The 24,532-nt window shown below is 43.3% G+C and carries 23 protein-coding genes; 11 read left to right on the forward strand and 12 right to left on the reverse strand.

From position 1 onward, the window contains the following. Positions 1 to 54: 54 nt before the first annotated feature. A complete protein-coding gene (gene yjjG / locus GVO60_RS09300) occupies positions 55 to 729 on the reverse strand; it encodes a pyrimidine 5'-nucleotidase (RefSeq protein WP_159653189.1) in 675 nt (224 codons plus the stop codon). A 223-nt stretch (positions 730 to 952) separates the two neighbouring features. Here yjjG and GVO60_RS22640 point away from each other — a divergent pair, with 223 nt between their 5' ends. Both GVO60_RS22640 and yiaY read left to right on the forward strand, forming a co-directional pair. Beyond that, entirely contained in the window at positions 953 to 1,078 is a 126-nt protein-coding gene (locus GVO60_RS22640) for a hypothetical protein (RefSeq protein ID WP_263971430.1), read from the forward strand. Positions 1,079 to 1,377: 299 nt separating this feature from the next. Beyond that, positions 1,378 to 2,526, forward strand: a complete 1,149-nt coding sequence (gene yiaY / locus GVO60_RS09305) for an L-threonine dehydrogenase (protein WP_159653191.1) — start codon at positions 1,378 to 1,380, stop codon at positions 2,524 to 2,526. A 214-nt stretch (positions 2,527 to 2,740) separates the two neighbouring features. Here yiaY and secF read toward each other — a convergent pair whose 3' ends face one another. From secF to GVO60_RS09325, 4 genes are all read right to left on the reverse strand, one after another. Continuing rightward, positions 2,741 to 3,643, reverse strand: a complete 903-nt coding sequence (gene secF / locus GVO60_RS09310; RefSeq protein WP_159653193.1) for a protein translocase subunit SecF — start codon at positions 3,641 to 3,643, stop codon at positions 2,741 to 2,743. A 2-nt stretch (positions 3,644 to 3,645) separates the two neighbouring features. Next, positions 3,646 to 5,487, reverse strand: a complete 1,842-nt coding sequence (gene secD, locus GVO60_RS09315) for a protein translocase subunit SecD (RefSeq protein WP_159653195.1) — start codon at positions 5,485 to 5,487, stop codon at positions 3,646 to 3,648. 183 nt (positions 5,488 to 5,670) lie between these two features. Next, positions 5,671 to 6,147: a hypothetical protein gene (locus tag GVO60_RS09320; RefSeq protein ID WP_159653197.1), complete on the reverse strand. Its 477-nt coding sequence runs from the start codon at positions 6,145 to 6,147 to the stop codon at positions 5,671 to 5,673. 107 nt (positions 6,148 to 6,254) lie between these two features. Continuing rightward, the gene (locus GVO60_RS09325) at positions 6,255 to 6,926 is read right to left on the reverse strand and encodes a hypothetical protein (RefSeq protein WP_174855883.1); all 672 of its coding nucleotides are present in this window, start codon (positions 6,924 to 6,926) and stop codon (positions 6,255 to 6,257) included. A 70-nt stretch (positions 6,927 to 6,996) separates the two neighbouring features. Between GVO60_RS09325 and GVO60_RS09330 the strand changes: the two genes are divergently transcribed. Together GVO60_RS09330 and GVO60_RS09335 are read left to right on the forward strand one after the other, a co-directional pair. Continuing rightward, positions 6,997 to 7,548, forward strand: a complete 552-nt coding sequence (locus tag GVO60_RS09330) for a hypothetical protein (protein WP_159653199.1) — start codon at positions 6,997 to 6,999, stop codon at positions 7,546 to 7,548. Between the two features lie 175 nt (positions 7,549 to 7,723). Beyond that, positions 7,724 to 10,051 (forward strand): bifunctional diguanylate cyclase/phosphodiesterase, encoded by a 2,328-nt coding sequence (locus GVO60_RS09335; RefSeq protein WP_159653201.1) that lies wholly within the window; start codon positions 7,724 to 7,726, stop codon positions 10,049 to 10,051. A gap of 46 nt (positions 10,052 to 10,097) precedes the next feature. On the opposite strand, the gene GVO60_RS09340 is transcribed toward GVO60_RS09335, so the two are convergent. Together GVO60_RS09340 and phhA are read right to left on the reverse strand one after the other, a co-directional pair. Next, the gene (locus GVO60_RS09340) at positions 10,098 to 10,427 is read right to left on the reverse strand and encodes a 4a-hydroxytetrahydrobiopterin dehydratase (RefSeq protein WP_159653203.1); all 330 of its coding nucleotides are present in this window, start codon (positions 10,425 to 10,427) and stop codon (positions 10,098 to 10,100) included. Beyond that, positions 10,420 to 11,229, reverse strand: a complete 810-nt coding sequence (gene phhA, locus GVO60_RS09345) for a phenylalanine 4-monooxygenase (RefSeq protein ID WP_263971948.1) — start codon at positions 11,227 to 11,229, stop codon at positions 10,420 to 10,422. The genes GVO60_RS09340 and phhA overlap by 8 nt, the downstream gene beginning before the upstream one ends. 206 nt (positions 11,230 to 11,435) lie before the next feature. Here phhA and GVO60_RS09350 point away from each other — a divergent pair, with 206 nt between their 5' ends. Beyond that, positions 11,436 to 13,427: an acetoacetate--CoA ligase gene (locus tag GVO60_RS09350; RefSeq protein ID WP_159653207.1), complete on the forward strand. Its 1,992-nt coding sequence runs from the start codon at positions 11,436 to 11,438 to the stop codon at positions 13,425 to 13,427. A gap of 70 nt (positions 13,428 to 13,497) precedes the next feature. Here GVO60_RS09350 and GVO60_RS09355 read toward each other — a convergent pair whose 3' ends face one another. Then, positions 13,498 to 14,076, reverse strand: coding sequence for a class I SAM-dependent DNA methyltransferase (locus tag GVO60_RS09355; protein WP_159653318.1), 579 nt, complete (start codon positions 14,074 to 14,076; stop codon positions 13,498 to 13,500). 145 nt (positions 14,077 to 14,221) lie between these two features. Here GVO60_RS09355 and GVO60_RS09360 point away from each other — a divergent pair, with 145 nt between their 5' ends. Continuing rightward, positions 14,222 to 15,100, forward strand: a complete 879-nt coding sequence (locus GVO60_RS09360) for a LysR family transcriptional regulator (RefSeq protein ID WP_159653209.1) — start codon at positions 14,222 to 14,224, stop codon at positions 15,098 to 15,100. 207 nt (positions 15,101 to 15,307) lie between these two features. Continuing rightward, positions 15,308 to 16,201 carry a cation diffusion facilitator family transporter gene (locus GVO60_RS09365; RefSeq protein ID WP_159653211.1) on the forward strand — a complete coding sequence of 298 codons (894 nt, stop codon included), beginning with the start codon at positions 15,308 to 15,310 and terminating at the stop codon, positions 16,199 to 16,201. A gap of 38 nt (positions 16,202 to 16,239) precedes the next feature. Here GVO60_RS09365 and GVO60_RS09370 read toward each other — a convergent pair whose 3' ends face one another. Further along, positions 16,240 to 16,638 (reverse strand): GNAT family N-acetyltransferase, encoded by a 399-nt coding sequence (locus GVO60_RS09370; RefSeq protein ID WP_371862441.1) that lies wholly within the window; start codon positions 16,636 to 16,638, stop codon positions 16,240 to 16,242. A 268-nt stretch (positions 16,639 to 16,906) separates the two neighbouring features. Between GVO60_RS09370 and GVO60_RS09375 the strand changes: the two genes are divergently transcribed. From GVO60_RS09375 to GVO60_RS09385, 3 genes are all read left to right on the forward strand, one after another. Then, positions 16,907 to 17,581, forward strand: a complete 675-nt coding sequence (locus tag GVO60_RS09375) for a response regulator transcription factor (protein WP_159653215.1) — start codon at positions 16,907 to 16,909, stop codon at positions 17,579 to 17,581. Next, a complete protein-coding gene (locus GVO60_RS09380; RefSeq protein ID WP_159653217.1) occupies positions 17,565 to 18,848 on the forward strand; it encodes a sensor histidine kinase in 1,284 nt (427 codons plus the stop codon). The genes GVO60_RS09375 and GVO60_RS09380 overlap by 17 nt, the downstream gene beginning before the upstream one ends. A 103-nt stretch (positions 18,849 to 18,951) precedes the next feature. Beyond that, positions 18,952 to 19,881, forward strand: a complete 930-nt coding sequence (locus GVO60_RS09385; RefSeq protein WP_159653219.1) for a universal stress protein — start codon at positions 18,952 to 18,954, stop codon at positions 19,879 to 19,881. Between the two features lie 86 nt (positions 19,882 to 19,967). Here the strand turns inward: GVO60_RS09385 and nagE are convergent, their stop codons facing one another. Further along, positions 19,968 to 21,449 (reverse strand): N-acetylglucosamine-specific PTS transporter subunit IIBC, encoded by a 1,482-nt coding sequence (nagE, locus tag GVO60_RS09390; RefSeq protein ID WP_159653221.1) that lies wholly within the window; start codon positions 21,447 to 21,449, stop codon positions 19,968 to 19,970. A gap of 73 nt (positions 21,450 to 21,522) precedes the next feature. Next, a complete protein-coding gene (locus GVO60_RS09395) occupies positions 21,523 to 22,248 on the reverse strand; it encodes a 4'-phosphopantetheinyl transferase family protein (RefSeq protein ID WP_159653223.1) in 726 nt (241 codons plus the stop codon). 246 nt (positions 22,249 to 22,494) lie between these two features. On the opposite strand from GVO60_RS09395, the gene GVO60_RS09400 reads away from it, so the two are divergent. Beyond that, a complete protein-coding gene (locus GVO60_RS09400; protein ID WP_159653225.1) occupies positions 22,495 to 23,571 on the forward strand; it encodes a 3-deoxy-7-phosphoheptulonate synthase in 1,077 nt (358 codons plus the stop codon). 33 nt (positions 23,572 to 23,604) lie between these two features. On the opposite strand, the gene GVO60_RS09405 is transcribed toward GVO60_RS09400, so the two are convergent. Then, the gene (locus GVO60_RS09405; RefSeq protein WP_167522334.1) at positions 23,605 to 24,396 is read right to left on the reverse strand and encodes a 2,3-dihydro-2,3-dihydroxybenzoate dehydrogenase; all 792 of its coding nucleotides are present in this window, start codon (positions 24,394 to 24,396) and stop codon (positions 23,605 to 23,607) included. Positions 24,397 to 24,532 lie beyond the last annotated feature (136 nt).

The raw sequence follows: 24,532 nt of genomic DNA on the forward strand, positions 1-24,532 counted from the left end.
TCTATAACGTCTGCTAGCTTATACTCGACACAGTTAGGTAAAGATCAGCATTTATTACGCGATGAGTATTTCTTTTAACTCATATAGGGAAGAAACGTTGTAACTTGGTGTAATGCCTTCGATATCACTTAACTGACCGCTGTTCAGCCAGCAAGTTTCAATACCAAAGTTGATACCGCCTAGAACGTCGGAGTGAGGGTTGTCACCCACCATCAGAACTTTGGTCTTGCAAGGTAATCCCATTTTTTGAAAAGCGTAATCAAAAATTCCCGCATCAGGTTTTGCTACGCCGACCTCTTCAGAAATAATGATATGATCAAAAAACTCGCTCATACCAGTTCGCTCAAGTCGAATCGCTTGCAGTTCAGTAAAACCATTGGTGATGATACCTAACCTAGCTTTACCGTGTAACGCTTCCATCAGTTCTTTTGCTCCTGGCAACAAAGTACAAATGTCAGCCATGGCTTCTAAAAACGCGCTGTTTAACTCAGACGTCGTTGTCCCTAGCTTTTCAGCCCACTCAATGAATCGAGTATGCTTTAGATCCGAAGCCGTAATTTTTCCATCCTGATAATCAACCCAAAGTGGTTTATTAACTCGTTGATAATGTTCAAAATCATCTTCAGTAAATTCAACACCCTTACGAGAAAACATCAGCTGCATCCCTTTAAAAGCATCAAAATGAAACAGGGTTTCGTCAGCATCAAATAAGATCCAATCGTACTTCATTTCTTCCTCCTAAGATTGATGCCGCTAGTGTAAATCGTTTTACTGAAAATGGTAGTAAAAACTCATCCTCTCCACATTCAACAAGGCCTTAAACCACCAACGTGATCAGTCGCCCAATCTCAATAGACTCCTGAAATTCCCAAGAAATCTATGACCTATAGCAATATATGAACCCACTATAACAAGGAGAATTAACTCATACCTTTGCTTCGTGGAGTCTCCTATGAAACGTTTTTTCCCTTCCTCAGTGATGCTCACTCCTTTTGTCGTTAAGTATTATTCCGAGCAAGATGACGAAGAGCTTGATACCACAAATGAACAAGAACAAGACAACGAGCTAGACGAGTAAAAAACCAACCATAGAAAGCCGATTAAGAACGCTCTTAATCGGCTTTTTCGTAACTGAACAAAAGTAGAGCAAATAATCTAATTGAATAATATTTCACTATCTGTTGAAAAAGCGATTGCGCTAACCCACTAATATTTAACAATATTATTCTCAACAACTATGCAACAAGAGTTACATCACACTTCTGAAGCAATAATACCTTTTTTGGATTAGATAATTGCTCAGGATCAATTCTGACTTACGGATTTTTATGCGAGTCTAAATGCAACTTCTAAATCCTATAAGAATGGAGCAATCCAATGACAAGTGCATTTTTTATCCCTACAGTAAACTTAATGGGCGCAGGTTGCCTTAAAGACGCAACAGACAGCATTCAATCTCAAGGCTTCAAAAAAGGCCTAATCGTAACAGATAAAATCCTTAGCCAGATCGGTATGGTCAAGCAAGTGCAAGACCTTCTAACAGAGCGCGACGTAGAAACGGTTGTTTTCGACGGCACTCAACCAAACCCAACAATTAGCAACGTTAAAGATGGTTTAACTCTATTAAAAGAACATGATTGTGACTTTGTTATTTCACTAGGTGGCGGCTCTCCTCACGATTGTGCTAAAGGCATCGCATTGGTTGCTTCTAACGGTGGCGAGATCGGTGACTACGAAGGCGTAGATCAATCTGCTAAGCCTATGCTTCCACTTATTGCAATCAACACGACAGCAGGTACTGCTTCTGAGATGACACGTTTCTGCATCATCACTGATGAAGAACGTCACATTAAAATGGCTATCGTAGATAAGCATACGACACCTTTAATTTCCGTTAACGATCCGGAGCTAATGCTTGCAAAACCGGCTTCTTTAACCGCAGCTACGGGTATGGACGCTCTAACTCACGCAGTTGAAGCCTATGTATCGATTGCGGCAACACCAATTACGGACGCTGTAGCTATCAAAGCAATCGAGTTAATTCAAGCTCATTTGCGTACAGCAGTAGAAAACGGTGAAGACATCGAAGCTCGTGAGCAAATGGCTTACGCGCAATTCATGGCAGGCATGGCATTCAACAACGCATCACTAGGTTACGTGCACGCAATGGCGCACCAGTTAGGTGGCTTCTACGACCTACCTCACGGCGTTTGTAACGCAATTTTGCTACCACACGTACAGCGCTACAACGCACAAGTGTGCCCTGATCGTCTACGTGATGTAGCAAAAGCTATGGGCGTGAATGTTGAAGGTATGAGCGCAGAGCAAGGTGCTGACGCGGCAATTGACGCAATTGTAGCACTAGCAAAAGATGTAGGTATTCCTGCAGGCATCCGCGAGCTTGGCGCTAAACCAGAAGATATCGCTACTCTAGCTGACAATGCGCTAAAAGATGCTTGTGGATTTACCAACCCTAAACAAGCAACACATGAAGAAATTTCTGCAATCTTCGAAGCAGCAATGTAATCTTCCCTGATTCTTTTCCTTGTAAATTCAAGCCTCCTTCATGGAGGCTTTTTTTGTTATTGAGCATTAGCCTGTACTATTTGCTATCAAACATTACAAATCCCATGCACTGGCTACAAAGCCCGATAATACGAGCATTTACAATGTAAATAAAAAGGGCTAGAGATCGCTCTCTAGCCCTTAATATGCAATTTACCCTAACAAAGATGTTCGCTTAAGGCGCTGAATCTACCTCAACAGGCAAGTAATGTTTAGGCTCGAGTTTTAGCCATTCAGGCAATACAGTACCAATCGAGATTGACGACCATGTGCCAGACAAAATACCGATAAACATTGCCGTCGCAAAACCTTCCAACGCGTTACCACCCATTAACCAAAGAGCAGAAACCGTAAGTAACGTCGTACCCGATGTCACCATAGTCCGTGAGAAAGTAGCAATCACCGATTGATCGTTAATCTCTTCGATTGGTGTAGATTGCTTAGCAACCAATAGCTCACGAATACGGTCAGCGATAATAATCGAGTCATTCAGCGAATAACCCAATATTGCTAAGATCGCCGCGAAGACTGTTAGGTTGAATTCCATTTGAGTCGCGGCAAAAAAGCCAAGGACTAATACGACATCATGAACTAAAGCGAGAAGTGAACCACTAGCTAGACGCCATTCAAATCGGAAACAGAGGTAACCCAGGATACACATCATCGAAATCAATAGCGCTAAACCGCCTTGATCAACTAGGTCTTCACCTACCTGAGATCCCACCATGCTATTACTAACAACCGTAACGTGATGAGAAACTTTGGACAACACTTTTGTCATATCCGGAGCTTCACTACCCTGCTCAGGAATTGGGTATCGAATAACCCAACGACCAGCATCATCAGAGTGAGTCGCAGAGGTAAATTCACCCAATGCAGGTTTTAGAGCACCGAGTAGATCATTACTGGTAAGAGTGTTATCCACTTGAACTTCTGTCACCATACCACCGGTAAAATCTAGACCCATGTTTAGACCACGCGCACCTAACGCGACCAGTGAAATCACCATCAGCGCAACAGAAACGAAACTCGTGATATAGCGAATACGACGGATATTGTGTTTTAGATACTCAACCATGATTAAACCCTTACATCACGACGGCTGTCGCGTCCCCAAACCAAGTTAATAATAGCGCGAGAGGCAAAGACGCCACTGAACATACTGGTCATAAGACCAAGACCTAGAGTCAATGCAAAACCCTGAATAGGACCATTACCAATTGAATAAAGCACGACAGCCGTAATCATAGTTGTAATGTTTGCATCAAGAATGGTGCTTAGCGCGCTACCAAAACCCAAGTCAATTGACTGAGCAAAGGTACGCCCCTCTGCCAACTTGTCCTTAATACGCTCAAAAATCAGAACGTTAGTATCCACCGCCATACCGACAGTCAATACCAAACCTGCGATACCAGGAAGCGTGAGAACAGCGCCCGGTAGTAAAGCAATTAGACCCAAAAGACTGATCATGTTGACGATAAGGGCAACGTTAGCTACCCAACCTAAACGGCGGTACCACAATGCCATGAAGGTTAGTGTCATCGCCAAACCTAGAGCTAAAGCGGCGAAACCATTTTGAATGTTTTCAGCACCTAGTGACGCACCAATAGTACGCTCTTCAACAATCGTTACTGGCGCAGTTAATGAACCCGCGCGAAGTAACAAGGCAAGGTTTTGTGCGTCTTCCATTGAACCAGCGCCAGTAATTCGGAATTGGCTGCCTAGTTGTGATTGGATAGTCGCTACACTAATTACACGTTCGCTACGTTCAGTTTCACCTTTCGCATTGGTTGTGTATTCGCTGTATACCGTCGCCATTGGCTTGCCGATGTGCTTACCAGAGAAATCGCTCATGATCTTACCACCTGCATGATCAAGAGAGATATTCACCTCAGAGAAGCCCATATTATCGATACCTGCACGAGCGTTAACGATATGTTCACCCGTTAGTACCGCGCGTTTAGCAAGAACAACATCACGACCGTCATTGTCTTTAAGAACAATATCTCCGTAGCCAACCCCTTCAGAAGGAGACTTTGCTTCGTGGAATGCTAGGGTCGCCGTCGCACCAATCACGTTTTTCGCTTGAGATGGATCTTGAACACCAGGCAATTCGATTCGAATACTGTGCTCACCTTGACGTTGAACCAAGGCTTCCGTGATACCTAACTCTTCGATTCGGTCACGCATGATCTTCAAGTTTTGAGAAATGGTTACCGTCTGGAACTCAGTCTTGTTCTGCTGTGTTGGCTTAACTGCAAGGTAATCTGAGTGATGTTTCACTTCCCAACCTGGGTAGTTCTGGCTGATGTAAGACGCAGCTTTATTCAATGCATCTTCAGATTGACTCTTCACATCAAAGCCATCAACACCGACTTGAGAGAACTTCACACCACGAATGCGCTCTTGGCGAAGCATGTCACGCATTTCATCTACAAGCGTATTACGTTGTTCTTCAAACGCTTTATCGATATCAACGTTTAGTAGGAATTGCACCCCGCCACGTAAATCCAAACCTAATTTAATTGGGCTGAAACCCATTTCACCAAGCCATTTAGGTGCGACCGAAACGTAAGAAAAGGTAATCGTATCTTCTTTTCCTACCAACTTGTTGAGCACTTCACGCGCATGTGTTTGTTGACTTTCATCTTCGAACACCAATGTCGTTGCATTACCTTGCTGAGTAATCTCGCTTGCTTGGATGTTGTTTTGATCGAGGTAACGGTTTAGCTCAACTGGATTATTAAGTACTGAACCAAATTGTGACGTTGTCACCTGAATAGACGGTTGTTCGCCATACCATGTTGGGATTGCACTGAGTGCTAGCATCACAACTGTGACGATAAGCACGACATATTTCCAAGCAGAATAATGGTTCATTAATCTTGCTTTATTTGCCTTAGTGGCTAGATTTCGCTTCATATAATTTTCTTAGAATGCACTTGTCTCCTCAACATCAGCATTGAGTCGACGAAATAGATGTAATGAAAGCCAATAGCTCATATACCAACGTGGTGAAACACCAACATCAGCGAATAAGTCATTAGTTTGTAGCGGTAGTTATCGCCCGAAATTCAATGATGAATACCAGCGATAGTGATGGGATTATGCGAATTGGCTATTCAACGCGACATAAAGTGCGTTGCTTTCTTTCCAGCCAGAGATTCTATGATTTGAGGTAAATGATCGATCAGCCCAGTAAGCTTGAGCTAATAAAGGGTGGCAATATAATTTGTAAGGTGGAACCTGGCTGGAACTAACAGTATCACTTCCAAGCTCATTTAGATCCCCATCTTCAATATGACGACCTGCCATACCCCAGCGACTTAAGTTAATAATCGCTATAACATCTGAATCGCTTTCAGTTTGGGATACTGGCTGTGAGGTTGATTGTTGTTCGTTCCGGACTTCGTCAAATATTGCTTGAGAATCAGCTTTTGATAACGAAGCGACTTGTGGACCTGAACGCTCTAGACGCGAGCTGATATCACCTTCAATTTGGGCAAAATACGCCACCGCCTGCGCTGGTAAAACCATCGCAAGTAGAGCAAGCCAAAGAAGTTTTATCACGCGCTGAATCATTCACGTAACCAATTATAAAAGACAGGCTGATAGTAGGCCTTCCTTCGCCTACGCACAACTAAAATATTCTAAAAATTAAGCTTTCAGTTTTGGTTGTTCATAAAGTGCTAGCGATAGAAAATTTCGCCTGTTTCTACATCCAAATAAATCTTGTTGGCTTGTTTGATTCCACCACAATAGACGAAATAGACATAGCGCGGTTTAAAAGTGATAGAGCGCATCCAACCGCTAGTTTCTTCGAAATCTTCGGGTACGCAGGTTTTATCTTTAAGTAACTGATCAGTCTTTTTAACAAACATTTCGAAATGCTGTTTAAAGTCATCAGACTTCTCAATATAGCTACTTACGGTTTCTGTTCGCTCATCTTTTGTAATAGTCGGTGCAACTTCCAATAGTGCTTCCATTGGCACCCACTCTGCGACTTCCTGCCCACCATCTTCATAAACATAATATGGCGATATTCTCCCCCACCCATCTTTCTTTTCTAGTACGTGCAGCTTGTCGCCTCGGTAAACAACACTCTCAACAAATGCATCGTAATCAGGAGATTCACGAACGCCTAGCTTATCGGGGCTTACGTAATAATCCGTAACGGGTGGCTTAGGCGGCGCTTGTTCTTCCTCTTCTTCTACCATAGCGATAGGCTCGACTTTTTCTTGCTCAGCCATCAGTTTGGCGAGCTCAGCATCTTGTTGAGGCTTATAGTAAAAGATGTAATACCCACCACCAGCACAGGCAACACCAAGTAACAATAAGACAGCCATGATTATCTTTTTCATATTGGAATTGAATCTTTCCTATACTTATGTGGTTTGGGACGATGACATTCAGACCAGTAAAAGAACCAGTATGAAATGGCATAGGGTTATTAATACTATAGCGGCAGCTTGCCTTTGCACTTTACCTTTTCCTAGTAATGGTGCTCACTGTGATGCTCAAACTTGGAATGACACCCTCAAATTACAGCAGCAAGCTGACCAAATATATAACTATCACGCCCAGCGCTTTAACCAACTCCTGCAACATCACTCCCTCCAACCACTGTTGCATCAAGAGTTTTCACGTTCCGAGCTTGCCACCCTATGGAAAAATGGCCAACACGCCTCCAAACAGAGAATGGAAATGCAGATTGAGGCGTCTCAGCATATCGTCCAATCTATTAATGAAGAACTCAAATCTATTCATCAATTAAATGCCGAAGTGATAGACCTTAGTGAGATTTGGCAGCATATTAGCCAACACTGTCAAGCGGATAAACTGACTACAAACGTCGTCGCCAGTTATCGTTACTATCAAAGTAACTTAGAGCTCACGAGAAATATTTATGAGTTACTGAACAAACTCAAGCTTGTCCAACAGAGCTATCAAACTGAAATCAATACCTTGCTAAAAGCACAGTAGTACAAATTTTCACTACTCGCGGCTGCAATCTATTGTTCAACGCCCAATTTTTCTTTTTTAAAACCTTGTATTAACAATGAGATATCTTCAAATACAAATAATGCTATTAATTATCATTTACACAAGTATTAATAATCATTACCATTTATGAAAGGTTACTAACTTATACGATGTTTTGAAGCTTTCTCTTTCACTTAAACACGTTGGGCTTATCTGGCTCACTGGGCTTACACTTGCCGCAGCAAGTGTCTTCACCGTATTCTCTTATGAATCTAAGCAAATGGATGATTTGCTTGAACGACAGCTCGACACTAAGCTCCAATCACTAAATCAAACTTTGAGTAGTATCCAGAGTTTGATGCACGCGACACGCGCTTTTTTAGAATTTGGTAACGCACCTTCACAAAAGCAGTTCGAGCAGTTTCTTCATAATCGTACTGGCTTACAAAGCGGTATTCGTTCCATTGTCTGGGCTCCCCTTACGCCTAACAACCAAGTTGCCCGACTTGAACAATTAGCCGAAGAAAACGGATTTTTGGGATATACGGTTTCTCCCGAAAGCATTGAACTGCAAGGCCTACCCGACTACTTGCAAAATGCGACATTACCAGTCTTTTATATCTCTTCTACTTTCGAAATGAGTGATGAGCTTGGATTTAGAATTGAAAGCCAACCTGAAAATATATTTGCCCTTCAAACAGCCTTAAGTTCGGGGGGATTTGGCATCGCACATTTTGAGCAAGAACAACAATTAGGCGTAAAACTCTTTTTACCGACCTATGGAACGGGTGACAATCCCAATGGATTCTTGATTGCACATATTGTTCTACATGAACTACTTGGTGTCGCTTGGCAGGCCGAGATAAACTCAACTGAGCGAGGAATCAGTGTTTATTCCATTCCAGCCGATCGCATTCTTTTCCAATCTCACATCAACACACATTTAAGTAATGAAAAGCTATCCGAGACGATTAACACCTTGGAACGGCAAGTCGATATTCCTTTGTTTAATCAAAACTGGATTTTTACAATATCTACGGTTGATCGCACTGGCAGTATCACTCTCTACGGTGCGGTATTGGTCTTCTTAATCTTATTATTAACAAGCAGCGCAACACTGACAGCCAATTTCTATAGCGGTCGATTAGAGGTTTCAGACCAAGTCATCAAAGAAAAAACCAAAACCTTAGCGATTCAAGCAATCCAAGACAGCTTAACTGGTCTTTATAATCGCACCGCTTTGAGTCAAGAAGTAGAAACTCGACTATCGTTGCTGTCGAGGGGAGAAAGCCAAGGGTTTGCGATTCTATTTATCGATCTCGACCGGTTTAAGATGATCAACGATTCCATGGGACACCTCGTCGGAGATCGGTTATTACAACTTGTTGCGGTCCGTTTAAAGTCCAACTGTCGAAACAATGACATTAGCTTTCGATTTGGTGGTGATGAATTCGTGATCTGCCTGCCTGAATTAGTCACCCAATCTTCATTGAGTATTATCTGTAAACGTTACGCTCAGCTTCTTAGCCAGCCCTATATCTTAAATGGCCAATCTTGCCATATTGGCGCCAGTATCGGTATTTCAGTGGTCACCGACCGCAACCGCTCGTTAACTGAAATTTTACGAGAGGCCGACACTGCTATGTACCAAGCGAAAAATTCGAGTTGCGACAAGGTAGTATTTTTTCACGAGGCAATGTTTAAGCAGGCCAAGCAGAGATTCACCTTAGAGCAGGAATTGACGAGCGCCCTTGCACTCAAGCAACTCTCTTTGGTTTATCAACCAATCTACGAAACTCAAACCGATCAAGTGAGTGGATTCGAGTCGTTACTGCGCTGGAACCACCCTAAATTTGGTGTTATCTCCCCCCAAGACTTTATCCCTATCGCAGAGGAGACTGGACAAATCATTACGATTGGCGATTGGATTGCCGCTGAATGTTGTAAGACTCTTCAACGTTTGTGGCATGACCCAAACATTAAAAACATGCCAAGAATCAACATCAACGTATCGGCCAAACAGTTCGAATCAGAGCATATCTACCATACCTTAAGTCGGTTGTTGCAGCAGTGCGACTTCCCCCCACACTTCATTGGCGTCGAGATCACTGAATCCATGCTATTGAGCGATGAATGCAGCGCCCAGCAATTATCGCGAATTAAAGATTTAGGCGTTGTTATCTACTTGGATGACTTTGGAACCGGCTATTCTTCACTCTCCGTCCTCAATGACTACCCGGTAGATATAATCAAAGTAGATAGAAGCTTTGTTAGCCGTATTGCACTTGGGCAAAGCAACGCAGACAGCTTATGCCAAGCGATTATTAACATGGCTCATACCATAGAGTTAAAAGTCGTCGCAGAAGGCGTCGAAACACCGCAGCAACTTGCTATTCTGACTCAATATAACTGCCATTATGTTCAAGGTTTTTTAAAATCTAAACCCCTACCAATTTGCCAGATTGAATCTGTACTTAATCAACAACAAATCGAATCGGCATAAAAAAGCCTGGCAATGAGTGCCAGGCTATAGTTCTTGTGCTTTAACGCTATGTTAAGCGGTCACATTTTGACGCGCAGATAAAGTCATTTTGGTGTAATCCCTTGATAGAGTGACTCCACCAAGTCACGGTGACTTTCCCCCACTCGAGTAAAATCGATGGGTGATGAAACTCCTCTTCTGCGAGCTCTGAGATTTTATTTGCAAATGCCCACGCTAGTTTATAGTTTTTGAACGTGTAAACCTTCTCAAGTTGCGGAATTCCATCGCGGTCTAACATTTGCCAACCGTCTAGCTCAGTTAACAGTAATCGTCTCTCTTCAGCACCTAACGCTACCGCACTACTCGTGCACGATTCACAACGTAATTCATCAAGCATGTGTCACTTCCTTTGGTTCAAATAATGGGGGTAATAATCCGGCTTTCATTGCCTGTTGCACATGGAACATTAAGTCCATTTTACTTAGCTTGTATAACTGTTCGATGCCACCAAGGACAAAATACTCAGGCTGCATAATATCGATTCGGTAAGGCGTTCTTAGAACAGTGTGGATGTCAAAATCGGCTCGAAGTGGTCGCTCGTCTTCTAAAGCGTAAATTGTTTCGCCAGGGGAAGAAAGAATGCCACCACCATATATTTTCAACTGATCATTTTCTTTTACTAAGCCGAACTCAACCGTAAACCAGTAAAGGCGAGCCAAGTAAACGCGCTCCTTACTCGTTGCATTCACTCCCAACTGACCATAAATATGCGTAAACTCAGCAAACTTAGGATCAGTGAGCATTGCGCAATGACCAAAAATTTCATGGAAGAAATCAGGCTCCTGCAGATAATCAAACTCATCTCGACTGCGCAAAAAAGTCGCAACAGGGAATTTCTTGTTCGCTAGTAAATTGAAAAAGCGATCGAAGTTAATCAACGCCGGTACTGGCTCCACTTGCCACCCAGTTTCCCTAAGCAGTACAGCGTTAATTTCGGGCAGTTGTGGGACACGATCGACAGGCAAATCTAGCAGCGCCAAACCCTTGAGATATTCCTTGCAAGCGCACTTATCAATGAGTCCCAATTGGCGAGATACAAGCTCGTGCCAGATACTATCTTCCTCAGAGCTCCAGTCTACAAATCCTTTGTCATTCACAGGGTTAGATACATACTGACTCATTGCTATTTCCTTTAACAATTTAGTTACATTAAGCCTATCGCGAGGAAAGTTTGCTGACAATTTAACCCGCCATATCGGACACTTACCGCGCGTAACAAAAATTTTACATTTGACATTTTTTTGCTTATTTTTCAGAGAGCTGATTATGGCCAGATGTTTGACTTTGACTATTTTTCCATCAAAACTTAACTTACAAACAAGGAAACAAAATCGACGAGGATGTCATGTCGCAGTGTGAACGTACCCCAAATGAGCCAATATGGGTTCCCAGCCTTGAGCGAATTGAAGCGTCTAACCTTCAACAATTTATTGCTCATATTAATATCCAAAACAATCACTTAACCACCTATGAAGACGTTCATAAGTGGTCATTGCAAAACAAGAAGGACTTTTGGCTAGAGATATGGCAATTCTGTGATGTGATAGGCTTTAAAGGTGATTGCATACATGGTGAAGGCCTAGCGAGATGGCAACAATTCCAACCAAGCCGTGATACGATCTGGTTTCCTCAAGCACAACTCAACTACGCGGAGAACCTGCTTGCCTATGCTTTTCAGGCACCTGATGACATCGCAATCTGGTTTAAAAATGAGCGTGGCGAGAGCAATAAACTCACCTGGCAAACACTCTGCGATCAAGTCTCTATTTTACAGCAGTGGCTAATTCACAATGGCGTAGGAAAAGGTGATGTCGTCGCTGGCTACCTACCCCATATGCCAGAGACCGTCGTTGCCATGCTCGCGACGACCAGTATTGGCGCAATATGGACCTCGACTTCTCCTGACTTCGGTGTCGAAAGTGTGGTTGAACGATTTGGCCAAGTACAACCAAAAGTGTTGTTCTGCTGCAATGGTTATCAGTTCAATGGTAAACAATTCAATATGGAAGAAAAAAATCGCGAGATCGTCCATTCCTTATCGAGCATTAATAATACCTGCCAAATTGATTATCTTCGTCAGGGCTTTACCGAAGATATGACAAACGAAACCTTCTCTGATTGGGAAGCGATCTTAGCCAGTTATCTACCACGTGGAATTCGATACACGAGAATTGGGTTTAATGATCCGCTATTTGTTCTCTACTCTTCAGGCACGACAGGCAAACCTAAGTGCATCGTACACTCTGTCGGAGGAACAACACTCAATCATCTTAAAGAGCATCAACTTCACTGTGACATTCAACCTAAGGATCGCGTTTTTTACTACACCACATGTGGTTGGATGATGTGGAACTGGCACGTCTCTGCCCTTGCTAGCGGCGCAACACTGGTCATTTTTGATGGAAGTCCAATGTTCCCGAATCCAGATGTCTTATGGCAGCTAGCCGACGAAGCAGAAGTCAATCTATTTGGTACCTCAGCGAAATACCTCGAAGCACTACAAAAAAGCAATTTCCGCCCCGGAGAAAGCTACGAGCTAAGCCAGCTTAAAACGCTCTGTTCAACAGGTTCTGTTCTTTATCCTCAGCAGTTTGATTATGTCTACGCCAACATTAAAGTTGATCTTCATTTGGCTTCAATTTCAGGTGGGACCGATATCTGTGGCTGCTTTGTACTTGGTAACCCGCTCTCACCCGTTTTTCGAGGTGAGTGCCAAGGGCCTGGATTAGGAATGGACGTCGCAGTGTTTGATGACAACGGATCAGCAATCACCTCTCAACGCGGTGAATTGGTCTGTAAAAATAGCTTCCCAAATCAACCTCTCGGTTTTTGGCATGATAACGGCGAGCGTTACCACAATGCATACTGGAATAAATTTGAAAACACTTGGCATCAGGGTGACGATGTGGAACTTACGACTAACGGTGGCATGCTGTTTTACGGACGTAGCGATACCACATTAAACCCAGGAGGAGTGAGAATCGGTACGGCTGAAATCTACCAACAAGTTAACCGAATCGATACCATCAAAGACTCAATTGCCGTGTCACGTCATGTCGATGGAGATGAGAAGATCATTTTATTCGTCCAGTTAGAACCGAAGGCCAAACTAGATGATGCCTTAGCGGACCTAATTCGTTCGACGCTCAAACGTCAGTGCTCGCCAAGGCATGTCCCGAGCGAGATTTACCCCATCAGTGAGATACCAAAAACAAAATCCGGCAAATTGGTTGAGTTAGCGGTCAAGCAAGTTTTACACGGACAAGAAGTGAAAAATAAAGGGGCAATAGCCAATCCGGCCGTACTCGAAGAAATCGTTCAGTATAGTCACCTTTAATACGGCGCCTTCCTAAAACAACAAAGCCCGGCAGATGCCGGGCTTTTAGTATCTGTTCCCCAAATAGGGTTTATTTTTTAGCGACTGCCATCAACACAGTTTGCTTGCCATTTGGGGTATCGATGGCGAATGGAGTTGTCACAACCACATCTTCAAAGCCAACACTGGTTAAGACTTGCTGAACATGACGCCTAGTCATACCACCCATTTCATCCTTTTCTGACAACCAATCCCAATGAACAAAATAGCTGCCTTCATCAATTAGGCTATAAACAATGTCTGCTACATCCGAGTAGTTTGGAAGAAAACTACACACCGATGAAGCCACAACAACGTCAAACTGGTCACGAAACGCAGGGTGCATTGCCACTAAACCACGAGTTAAAAAATCAACCACAGGCTCGACGTTTACCAGCTCTTTCTTGTCCAGTTGTTCAATCATCGCCTCTGAGCTATCTAGGGCAACAATCTCTTTTACCAACGGCGATAAACGCTCACTCAGTAATCCAGTACCACAGCCAAAATCTAAAACTCGGGCACCTTGAACATCAATGATATTTTGCAGTGACTCAAACGCTTTGGAAGCATAAACCCCCGTCGATTTTTCATTGTCCCAATCTGCCGCAACATCATCCCAACTAGTAGCCATCATGATCTCCCTATTACTTCATTCACTTGGCGTCCCCCAAGAGTATCAAAACTGCATGAAATTCATAGCGTTTCGAACAGTTAAAGGGACAATCTGCGATTATTATTATACTATCGAACAAAAGATCTCTGATTGCGACTTAACAATGAACTTATCTCAAATCGAAGCTTTCTGTAGCGTAGCGGACACGGGTTCCGTTTCTGAAGCCGCACGTCAACTTGAGTGTAATCGCACAAAATTAAGTATGGCAATCAAAGCGCTAGAAAAAGATCTTGGCATAGAGTTGTTCATGCGAAGTGGCAATCAGTTGACACTTTCTGAAGCGGGAAAAGCCATCTACAAAGATAGCCAAAACTTATTGGTTACTGCCTCACGCATTCGCCAGACTTGTGCCCAAGTCTCCGGAGATTTCAATGCGGAAGTCTGGATTGCGCGTGACGACTCACTCCCTGATGAAATGTGGCATGAGCTCTCCCACAAGCTTAATAACCGCTTCCCAGCAACCTCTTTTAATATCGTTTTAGCATCCAGTGGCGACTTAACCAATTTAGTTGCAACGCAGCAAGTCGACTTCGCGTTTGGTGTTGATTATGAACGTATTGATGACCCTCATATTACTTTTCAGCCGCTAGGCAAAATTCGTATGATGTCAGTGTGTAAGGCAGCCCACCCGCTGAGTAAATTACGCCGAGTCTCAGACGATGAACTGCGAAATGCGATGCAAGCGGTGATGGTCTATCTAAACGAAAAAGACAACCCTGAGCTTCAACCCTTCTCGCTCCGCCACATTGGTTTTTCGAGCTTCGACTACATGTTGAATACCATATTGGAAGAAGAAGCATGGGGGGTATTACCAGAGCCTCTTATTCGCCATTTACTCCGAAAACAAAAGCTCGCGGTCATTAAACATACTTACGGTTTGACCCAAGAAGATTACTGTATGTTCACTGCAGCAGGTATGGCAGAACATCCTGGAATGTCTTGGCTTGCTGATAAATTGAACGAGTTTTTATTCGATTTTTAAGCTTAGCGGCACCCTTTCTCATAAAAATCGAACAGTGGATATCACTGAGCGTCAAATATAATGACAGCAAGAATGGTCATTAAGTCATTGTTTTAAATAGCCATTAAATTAATCCAACATTATACCGTTAGTTTTTGTACAGAAGTTGTTTGTAAAATCAGCCTATTTTGAGAAAACTAGTAGTGTGTTTTCCAAAGAGATTATTTTATGTGTGCTAGGACAAGCTTAAACGAAAAACGAATACTAACTTTCTCAGCCCTTTTAGCTTCTGGCTTTGCAGGTGGCGGATTGGTACTCGGTTTGCTTGTTGGCTCACTAGTCATCGTGTTTGATGGCGTATATTCTCTTGTCAGCCTACTGTTAACTTTATTGTCACTGGCTGTATCTCGCTACATCGAACGTCCATCTAAACGTGAGTTTCCTTTTGGTAAAGCCGTATTAGAGCCAGTCGTTATCGCTATCAAAGGTAGTGTGATTTTGCTAGTGGTTGGTTATTCACTCTACTCAGCCGTTACAGCAATGTTTTCTGGCGGTCGCGAAGTGGATGCATCTATTGCAACCCTATTTGGTATCGTAAACGTGATTGGTTGTGGTTACGCTTGGTGGCATATTGCTAAAAAATCGAAGCAGTTCTCTTCAGGTTTAATCGAAGCTGAAGCGACACAATGGCAAATGGACACCTTACTAAGTGTTGCCGTAACACTAGGCTTCATCGCTGCTTGGTTTGTTTCCATCTCTCCGTTTGCAGAATATGCAGTTTACGCTGACCCGATGATGATGATTCTGATGTCTTTCTACTTTATCAAAGTACCATTTGAAATGCTGAAAGACGCGGTACGTGAATTACTGATGATGAAACCAAGTGATGAAATCATCACAGCGGTAGATAAAGAAGTCTTGGCACTGGATAAACAAGTAACACAGCATATAGAAGTCGCTGGCGTGACAAAAGTAGGCCGCGAATTACGTGTTAACCTCGATGTACACTCGAAAGGTCAACAAGTCCAAGTCGCAGAGTTAGAGAAAACGCGTCGAGTACTGAAAGACAAACTCTCTAAGCTATCACTCGACCTTAACCTCACAATGCATATTGCCAGTTAATATTTGAAGAGCCACATCATGTGGCTCTTTTGCTATCTTCACTTAAGTAACAAAGTTAATGAGTGAAAATGCTCATCACTTTCAGTAATTTGATAGCCAATGCTTTGATAAAAAGCTATAGCTCGCGAGTTACAGATAAAGCTAGATAAGGTTAACTTCTCCAGTTCTTTGTGGCGCGCTTGTTTTTCTAGCTGTGTCATTAATGTCTTACCCAACCCTTGGTTCTGATACTGCTCTTCCAGAATCAAAAAATGGACATGCAGAGCGTTGTCATACTCTTTGAAGCAAACCATCCCGACTCTGTCATCATCTCGATAGACCCAGTGAAACCAAGCTAAGTCGTAGTTGTTCATTATTCTTTCACGCTGGAAGATGTCGTCCCATCCAAAAACCGCTTCAACATAAGGATAAATACCTTGCTTCAAACAAGAAAACATCGCTTCAAATTCTTGTTGTTTTACTTGTTCTAACTTTAATGTCACACGCTGCTCCTTTGCTTCCACCAAGTAAGATTAAGAAAGCTTAATGTTTCATAAATACTGGCTGAATAACAGAGCAAGTAGACTGAAACCCTATAATAAATAAAGATTTTATCGGTTTACCCCCTAAACCGTTATGGCTCGCATTAGTCACGCGAGCCTTCTTTTTTTTGCCCTAAGGTTGCACTTATCAGATAAGATATGGAAGTTCTAAAAAGGAGCCATTGTGAAAATACTGATCATTGAAGACGACACAACCACAAGAGAATTTATCGCCAAAGGGCTACAAGAGCACGGCTATGTCGTAGACCAAGCAGAGGATGGTAAAAAAGGGCTTATGATGGCACTCAGCAGCGAGTACCAATTAGTCATTCTTGATCGTATGCTTCCCTACCTTGACGGAATGAAAGTACTCTCTGCTATCAAGGCAACAGAAGAACAGCTTCCTGTTTTAATCTTAAGTGCCATGGATAGCGTCGAAGACAGAGTGAATGGCCTGCAAGCTGGCAGTGATGACTACCTAATCAAACCTTTTGCATTAGCGGAACTGATCGCGCGAGTAGATATTATTATTAATCGGACTCAGCGTAACGCGACACCACAAACGTCACTCAGTTACGACTGCCTCCACATTGACTTACGCGCACATAAAGTGGTCTGCAACAACATAGAATTGCAGCTTCAACCTAAAGAGTTTCAACTAATTCAACACTTCATTGAGCACAGCGAGCAAGTTGTCTCCAGAATGCGTCTTTTTGAAAGTATTTGGAGTTATCACTTCGACCCTAAGACCAATGTCATTGATGTTCACGTCGCCAATTTGCGGCGAAAGCTTGAAGATGCAGGTTGCAACGACCTTCTCCATACCGTAAGAGGCGCTGGTTATGTCCTTCGTCGATGACTACACCCTAACTCGCTCTTCCGTATTCAAAACACTGGTTGGATTATTTGTTGTTATCGCAATTATCAACATTATGATCATAAGACAGCTTTATATCGATTCAGATACCTTCCATCGCCAGCAACTCACTAAGCAGCTCAATGAAGAAATTCTCGAATTGAGTTACTTAGCCAAACAGAGCCGCGATGAGGTTGAAAAGCTATTACTAGCCAAGCAAGGAACAAACACACCCTTTTACTATCGGCTAGTTGAACATGTCGAACCTGTCTACACCCAATACTACCCAATCAGCAGCTTACCCAGTGATAAAACAAATATAATGATTGGTGACAACGTTAGGCTAGAGATTGGCGTAAACCCTATCAGCGTCGAAGCTTATCGAAAGTCTCTTATTCCAATGGTTCTGTCTGGCATTGTTCTCCCCATCGCGGTAATGCTAATCGCAGCACTGTTTTTTACGATAGTGATACTTCGTCGTCTTGAAAGCGTTAACCGAGCGATGAACCGTGTTCTTTGTGGCGAGCGAGATGTAAAACTGGCGGTTTCACGTCATGATGATGAGTTTGACATTCTTGCGATTCATCTCAATTACATGATTGAACAGATGGCTAAAAAGGAACAAACACTTAAGTCACTTACCGTTGGCATGGCTCATGATATGCGGACACCAATGGCAAGACTAAAACTTAGGCTCGAAGATGTGTTGTCCCATAATGACCTTACGCCCAATCAACAAGAGCAGTTCTCTGCCTGCCACGATGAACTGGAATTAATACTCTCGTTATTTAATAGCATGTTGGAGATCGCCAAAATAAACAGCGGCCAAGTCAACGTTGAACGCCAACGTGTCGATATTGGGACTATTGGCCGAGATGCACTGGAGTTTATTTCTCCAATCGCTGAACAAAAGAACCTCCACCTATCTATTCGAGAAGATCAAACCTGTCATGTGCTCGGTGACCGCTCTCTATTATTTCGTGCGGTTTTCAATCTAGTAGAGAATGCGGTTAAGTACACGCCTGATAATGGGCGTATCGAGATAGTTATTGATCACTTTGGCATCGTCGTCGCCGACAGTGGCATCGGGATTTCAGACCACGATAAGTTAAATGTTTGCAGACCAATGTACAGAGCCGATCAGAGTAGAAGCGAACATGGTAACGGCCTCGGGCTCTCTCTCGTTGATGCCGTGGTTAATCAACATAATGCTCGACTGATTCTACGAGACAACAACCCAGGTTTAAGAGCGAGAATCTATTTCAGTTAACGGCGCAACCTCCCCCTTATCTGTAAATAATTTAAGGTAATTAATACTCAAAGTGGAAATTTTCTCGCCTAGGGTTAAGACTTGAATTAACTGGGGGGTGAATATGCAAAAATTCAACAACATTCTTTATTTAAGCCAAGGGATTACCGACACCAGAGACTCTCTAGGTCAGGCCATTCGCCTATCATGGAGCAACAAGGCATTAGTTCGAGGCCTCATTGTTTGTCCTGCATTGCCATCTAACATGCAGGCGTACGAAGAGACCTATAAGCACTCATTACTTGAAACTCTCAACACCAGTGTTCAAGACAGTCTATCAGAGCACGATATCTCAGGCCTCGATATCCAGTTTCCAATAGAACTAGCCACTAGTGATAAACCCGATTTAACCGCAATCAGCTATCTGCAACAGCATAAGATTGATTTGTTGATTAAAGACGCTGAGCCAAGCAAGTCGGAGTCTATTGGTCTTAGAGCGATTGATATGAACTTGCTCAGAAAGTGCCCTTGCCCAGTATGGCTAAATCGTCCCTGTGAAAGACCACGAAACCACCGCCGAGTCGCGGTTGCCGTTAACCCGAACTCAAGCAGTGATGAAGAGAAAGATCTTTCCGTTCGTCTTCTCAAGTTTGCCCGATCTATTGCTGACAGCTGTGATAGTAAGCTTCACATTGTCTCTTGCTGGGAGTATCCCCTTGAACGCTATTTAGACGACCACATTTGGATAAAAGTCTCAGACGAAGAGATGCAAACTCAGGTTGATCATAGCTATGAACTACACCAAGCCCAACTGGATACTCTCATTGCTACCGCCGAATTGGATGGCGAAACGGTTATTCACCATCTGCACGGTACTGCTGATGAAGAGATCCCACACTGTGTTAACAGTAACGAAGTTGATGTGTTAGTGATGGGGACAGTTGCTAGAACGGGGATTCCCGGTGTGGTTATTGGTAATACAGCTGAAAACATCTTACAAAATGTAAACTGCTCTCTTGTTGCCCTAAAACCAAAGGGATTTAAAGCAGAGTAATTAACAATGTCATAGCCGATATACTAAAGGCCAAGCGCAATGCTTGGCCTTTTTTCGAGTAAAGAACTGTTTGCGGTTAATCTCTATTACGAAGCGGTCACCGCCGCAGAGTTAACAGGCTCAGAACTAGGAAGCTGCTTCATTGCATGAGCAATTTCTTCCGCTTCTGTTCCGACAATAACTTGCAGGTTATTTTCACCCATTCGAACGACACCCAAAGCGCCAAGACTCTTCAAGGTTGCGTCGCTAACGACAGAGGTATCTTTTAAAGTCAGACGTAAACGCGTGATACAAGAATCAATCGTCGTCAAGTTTGCATGGCCACCCAATGCTGTAAGATATTTTGCCGCCTTCTCATGAGTCCCAATCAGTTCCACTTGTTCTGCCTCTGCATCTTCACGACCCGGAGTCTTCAAATCAAATTTTAGAATGGCGAAACGGAATACAAAATAATAGACCGCACTAAAGCAAAGCCCTTGGACTATCAGCATATAAGGTTTGTTTGCCAACGGAAGATTGAATGACAACACAAAGTCAATCAAACCACCACTGAAGGTAAAGCCCGCTATCCACTGCATACTTGCGGCAATATATAGAGACAATGCAGCCAACAATGCATGAATCACATAGAGCACAGGAGCAACAAACATAAACGCGAATTCTATCGGTTCAGTCACACCCGTTAAGATGGCCGTTAACGCAGACGCACCTAAGATACCGCCCACTTTCTTTTTGTTTTCTGGTTTCGCGCAGTGGTACATTGCCAAACACGCCGCTGGCAAACCGTAACCCATTACAGGGAAGAATCCACCCTGATAAATACCCGTCACACCAAGCTCGCCCGTTCCTGACCAGAATTTAGAAATGTCGTTGATGCCCACTAAGTCGAATATGAACACTTGGTTAAGTGCATGATGAAGACCAATCGGAATTAACAATCGATTAAAGAAGCCGTATATGCCCGCTCCTGTTGCGCCCAACTCAGAAATTGCCACGCCAAAGTCCACCAGCGAACCATAGACGACAGGCCAAACATAAACCATGACCAAACTAATGGAGATCGCCGCAAGAGAGGTAATAATAGGAACAAAACGGCGACCACCAAAGAAGCCTAACGCTGCCGGAAGTTTAATGGTGTGGAAACGATTATAGAGCGTTGCCGCGACAATCCCCATAACAATACCAGTAAACGCACTCACCGCGGCCTTAGAGGCAACCACTTCTGAGCTCGACATTTGATCGACAGGAACACCGGTAATTTGAGAGATTACAGCCACGTTGCCCACGATCATTTCAATGATCAATAGACCAAGTAAGCCTGAAAGAGCCGCGGCCCCGTTGTTATCTTTCGCTAAACCATACGCCACGCCCACCGCAAATAACCAAGCTTGGTTATCCATGATGCCTTTGCCGCCATACACCAATATGGTTGCTAATGCGCTGTTTGCGCCCCATCCCGCCGGGTCAATTGCGTAACCCAAACCGAGCATCAAACCACCCGCAGGCAGCACGGCAATTGGCACCATGAGTGCTTTACCGATTTTTTGTAAGTAGCCTAAAATATTCACCTTTTGTCCTCTTAGGTTCGTTGTTATAGCCTAAGAGTAATCAAGGTCGGATTAAGCACTCGTTGAGACAAGATTAAGCTTTATTAATGTTGTTTGAGCCAAGCAAATTCAACTTACGTAAGTCTCGCTCTGCTAAACAACACCAGGTTAAAAACAGCTCATCACCCCAGTGCTCATAGTACACTGTTATGTCGTGATTAAATGTCTGCTTCAGCTCGAAACAAAACTCAAAAACCAACTCTCCTTTTTCGGCATTAACCTTAACAAGCTCGACGCTTTCAAATCCCAAAATCCGGTTTACAGTAGGAAAAATTGCCTTGTAGATCGACTCTTTTGCAGAAAAAACAACAGTAACCAATTGTTGATAATTAAATACTGTTTGAGCGATGTTCTGCTCTGGTTTAGACAATAAATGATCGCCAATTTGTTGAGCGAGATCAGCAGAAACGACCCGCTCAATATCGATACCAACACCAAGCAAATCAACAGACTCGCGCCCAACAACAGCCACGGCATGACCCACACAATGAGAAATCGATCCAACAATACCTTCAGGCCATAAAGGTTGATTATGCTCCCCTACCTTTAGCTCCAAAGCAGGTAAATGATTTAACGCCAAAAGCCCTCGTTTTGAGCACGCCCTACCAGCGAGAAATTCACATCTACGTTTCAATACCGCACGATGCAAAAACTCGGGAAATGGAATCCCTTCACTGAGCCTCTGCTCGACAAACTGGGGACAATATTCGACGTTCAAATGATGAAATTTGAGAGTATCTGGCAACTTTTGTATGAGCATAGATAATGTTTAACCACAATAGTCCTAACGTTACTCACTGCTGACTAAATCAATAGAAAGCAAATAAGGCATTGGCATATAAGGATATTTAATACTGTTCTGAATAAAAAACACGATGTCGCAATGCTTTTATTGACAAGTTTCAAAATGTTTCACACTATAGCCACGCTATTGATGATAATGATTATCATTTAAAAGATAAAGTCATAAAGATAACCTGAAATTTTGTTTTATATGGATAAGCCCATGCCACATTTAAGTAAAGTCATCAACGCAACATCAGTAAAAGCTTTGCCTGACCTACGCGCTGCTCAAGAAATATCGCAAGTAGAAGAATCCGTTTACCGATTCATTAATGAGCAACGTAATGAGATCAAACAAATTCTCTCAGGAGAAGATTCTCGTTTACTTGTGATTATCGGCCCGTGTTCGATTCATGACCTTGAAGCGGCAATGGAATACGCCTCTCGATTGGCGAAAGTTCAAAACCAATATCAGAACAGTCTAAAAATCGTGATGAGAACTTACTTCGAGAAACCAAGAACTCGTAACGGCTGGAAAGGATATATTGTCGACCCGGACCTGAATGGCGAGTTCGATTTTGAACAAGGATTATCACGTAGTCGCGCGCTACTTAAATCCGTACTCCAACTTGGCATCCCGACCGCTACCGAGTTTTTAGACACGAATATTGCGCCCTACATTGCCGACTTAGTCTGTTGGGGAGCGATTGGCGCGAGAACCACAGAATCTCAACCTCATCGCCAACTCGCTTCCGCGTTGGATTGCCCGGTCGGTTTTAAAAATGGTACCGACGGGAACACCGCTATTGCGATCGACGCGATACATGCCGCGCGCGACTCTCACCTCTTCATCGTTCCTGGAACTCATGGTTCACCAACCGCCGTACAAACACGCGGAAACCAACACTGCCATATCATTCTTCGCGGTGGTCTTGCACCTAACTACTCTAGCCCACACGTAAGAAGCTCCGCCTACCACTTAGAACATGCGAAGCTAAGCCCTCGTTTGGTGGTGGATTGTAGCCATGGCAACAGCGGTAAGATTGCCAAAAATCAACTCAATGTCGTCAAGAGCATTTCTGATCAGCTTATTGCTGGTGAAGAGAATATCGCAGGGGTGATGTGTGAAAGCTTTCTTGAAGGTGGCAGTCAAAAGTTAGGGCGACAACCTTTAACTTATGGACGCTCTATCACAGACGAATGTTTAAACTGGCAGGATACAATCCAGTTCTTAGATACGCTTGCAGAGGCCGTTGAGTATTGCCATCAAGCTCGCTATCCAAAAACAGAAATCGCATAATAAAACAGGCTCTTCGGAGCCTGTTTTATTTAACTAATTATCTAACGTTGCGCCGCCATCAACGCGCAAGTCATGCATGGTAATCTGTCGCGCGGAATCCGACATCAAGAAAAGAACCGCATCTGCAATGTCGTTCGGCTCAGCCATTCTTCCTAGTGGAATACCTAACCTATATTGCTCTAAGTTACCTTGAACCACCTCTTTCTCACCGTAACTCTCGTTCCAAAGCTGAGTCTGCATATCCGTTCTCGTCGAGCCTGGACTGATCAAATTACATCGAATACCAAATTCAGCCAATTCCATTGCCGTACATTTAACCAGCATATGCAGTGCCGATTTAGATGCCGCATAAGCACCAATATTCAATCTTGGTGTATTCGCAGAGTTGGAACCAATCACAACGATGCTACCAGAGCGACGCTCAATCATGCCTTTCGCTACACCTTGAATAACCGCCAAGGCGCCAAATGTATTCACATCGAACATGTTTTTGATCTCATCTAATGGCATCTGACTGACACGACCGAGATTCAAAACACCGGCACAACTGACCAAATGATCAAAGCAATAGGCATTACATAAATGTGCTATCGACTTTTCAACACTCGAATGGTCTAAAAGATCCACTTGATAGAAACTGAGTTGTTGATCATAGCGTTCAAGCAATGGGTGAAGTTTAAGGCTTAACTGCTCAGCACATCGATCTGTCGCTACAACTCGGTACCCTTGTTCCAACAAACGCTCAAGTACTGCGTATCCAATCCCTTGATTGGCTCCGGTCATTAACACGGTTTGTTCTGTTTGATTCAATCTTTGGTTCCCCATTCATTCCAAGAAAACATCCCGTCATCCATACCAAATATAATCAAATTTATCGTTTGATATCGATAATCATTCTCATTTATACTCTATTCGCTTTCGAAACAATTGGCAAATATACGTAACAAGGTTTGTATGAGGT

Source organism: Vibrio atypicus, assembly GCF_009811315.1.
Classification (GTDB): domain Bacteria; phylum Pseudomonadota; class Gammaproteobacteria; order Enterobacterales; family Vibrionaceae; genus Vibrio; species Vibrio atypicus.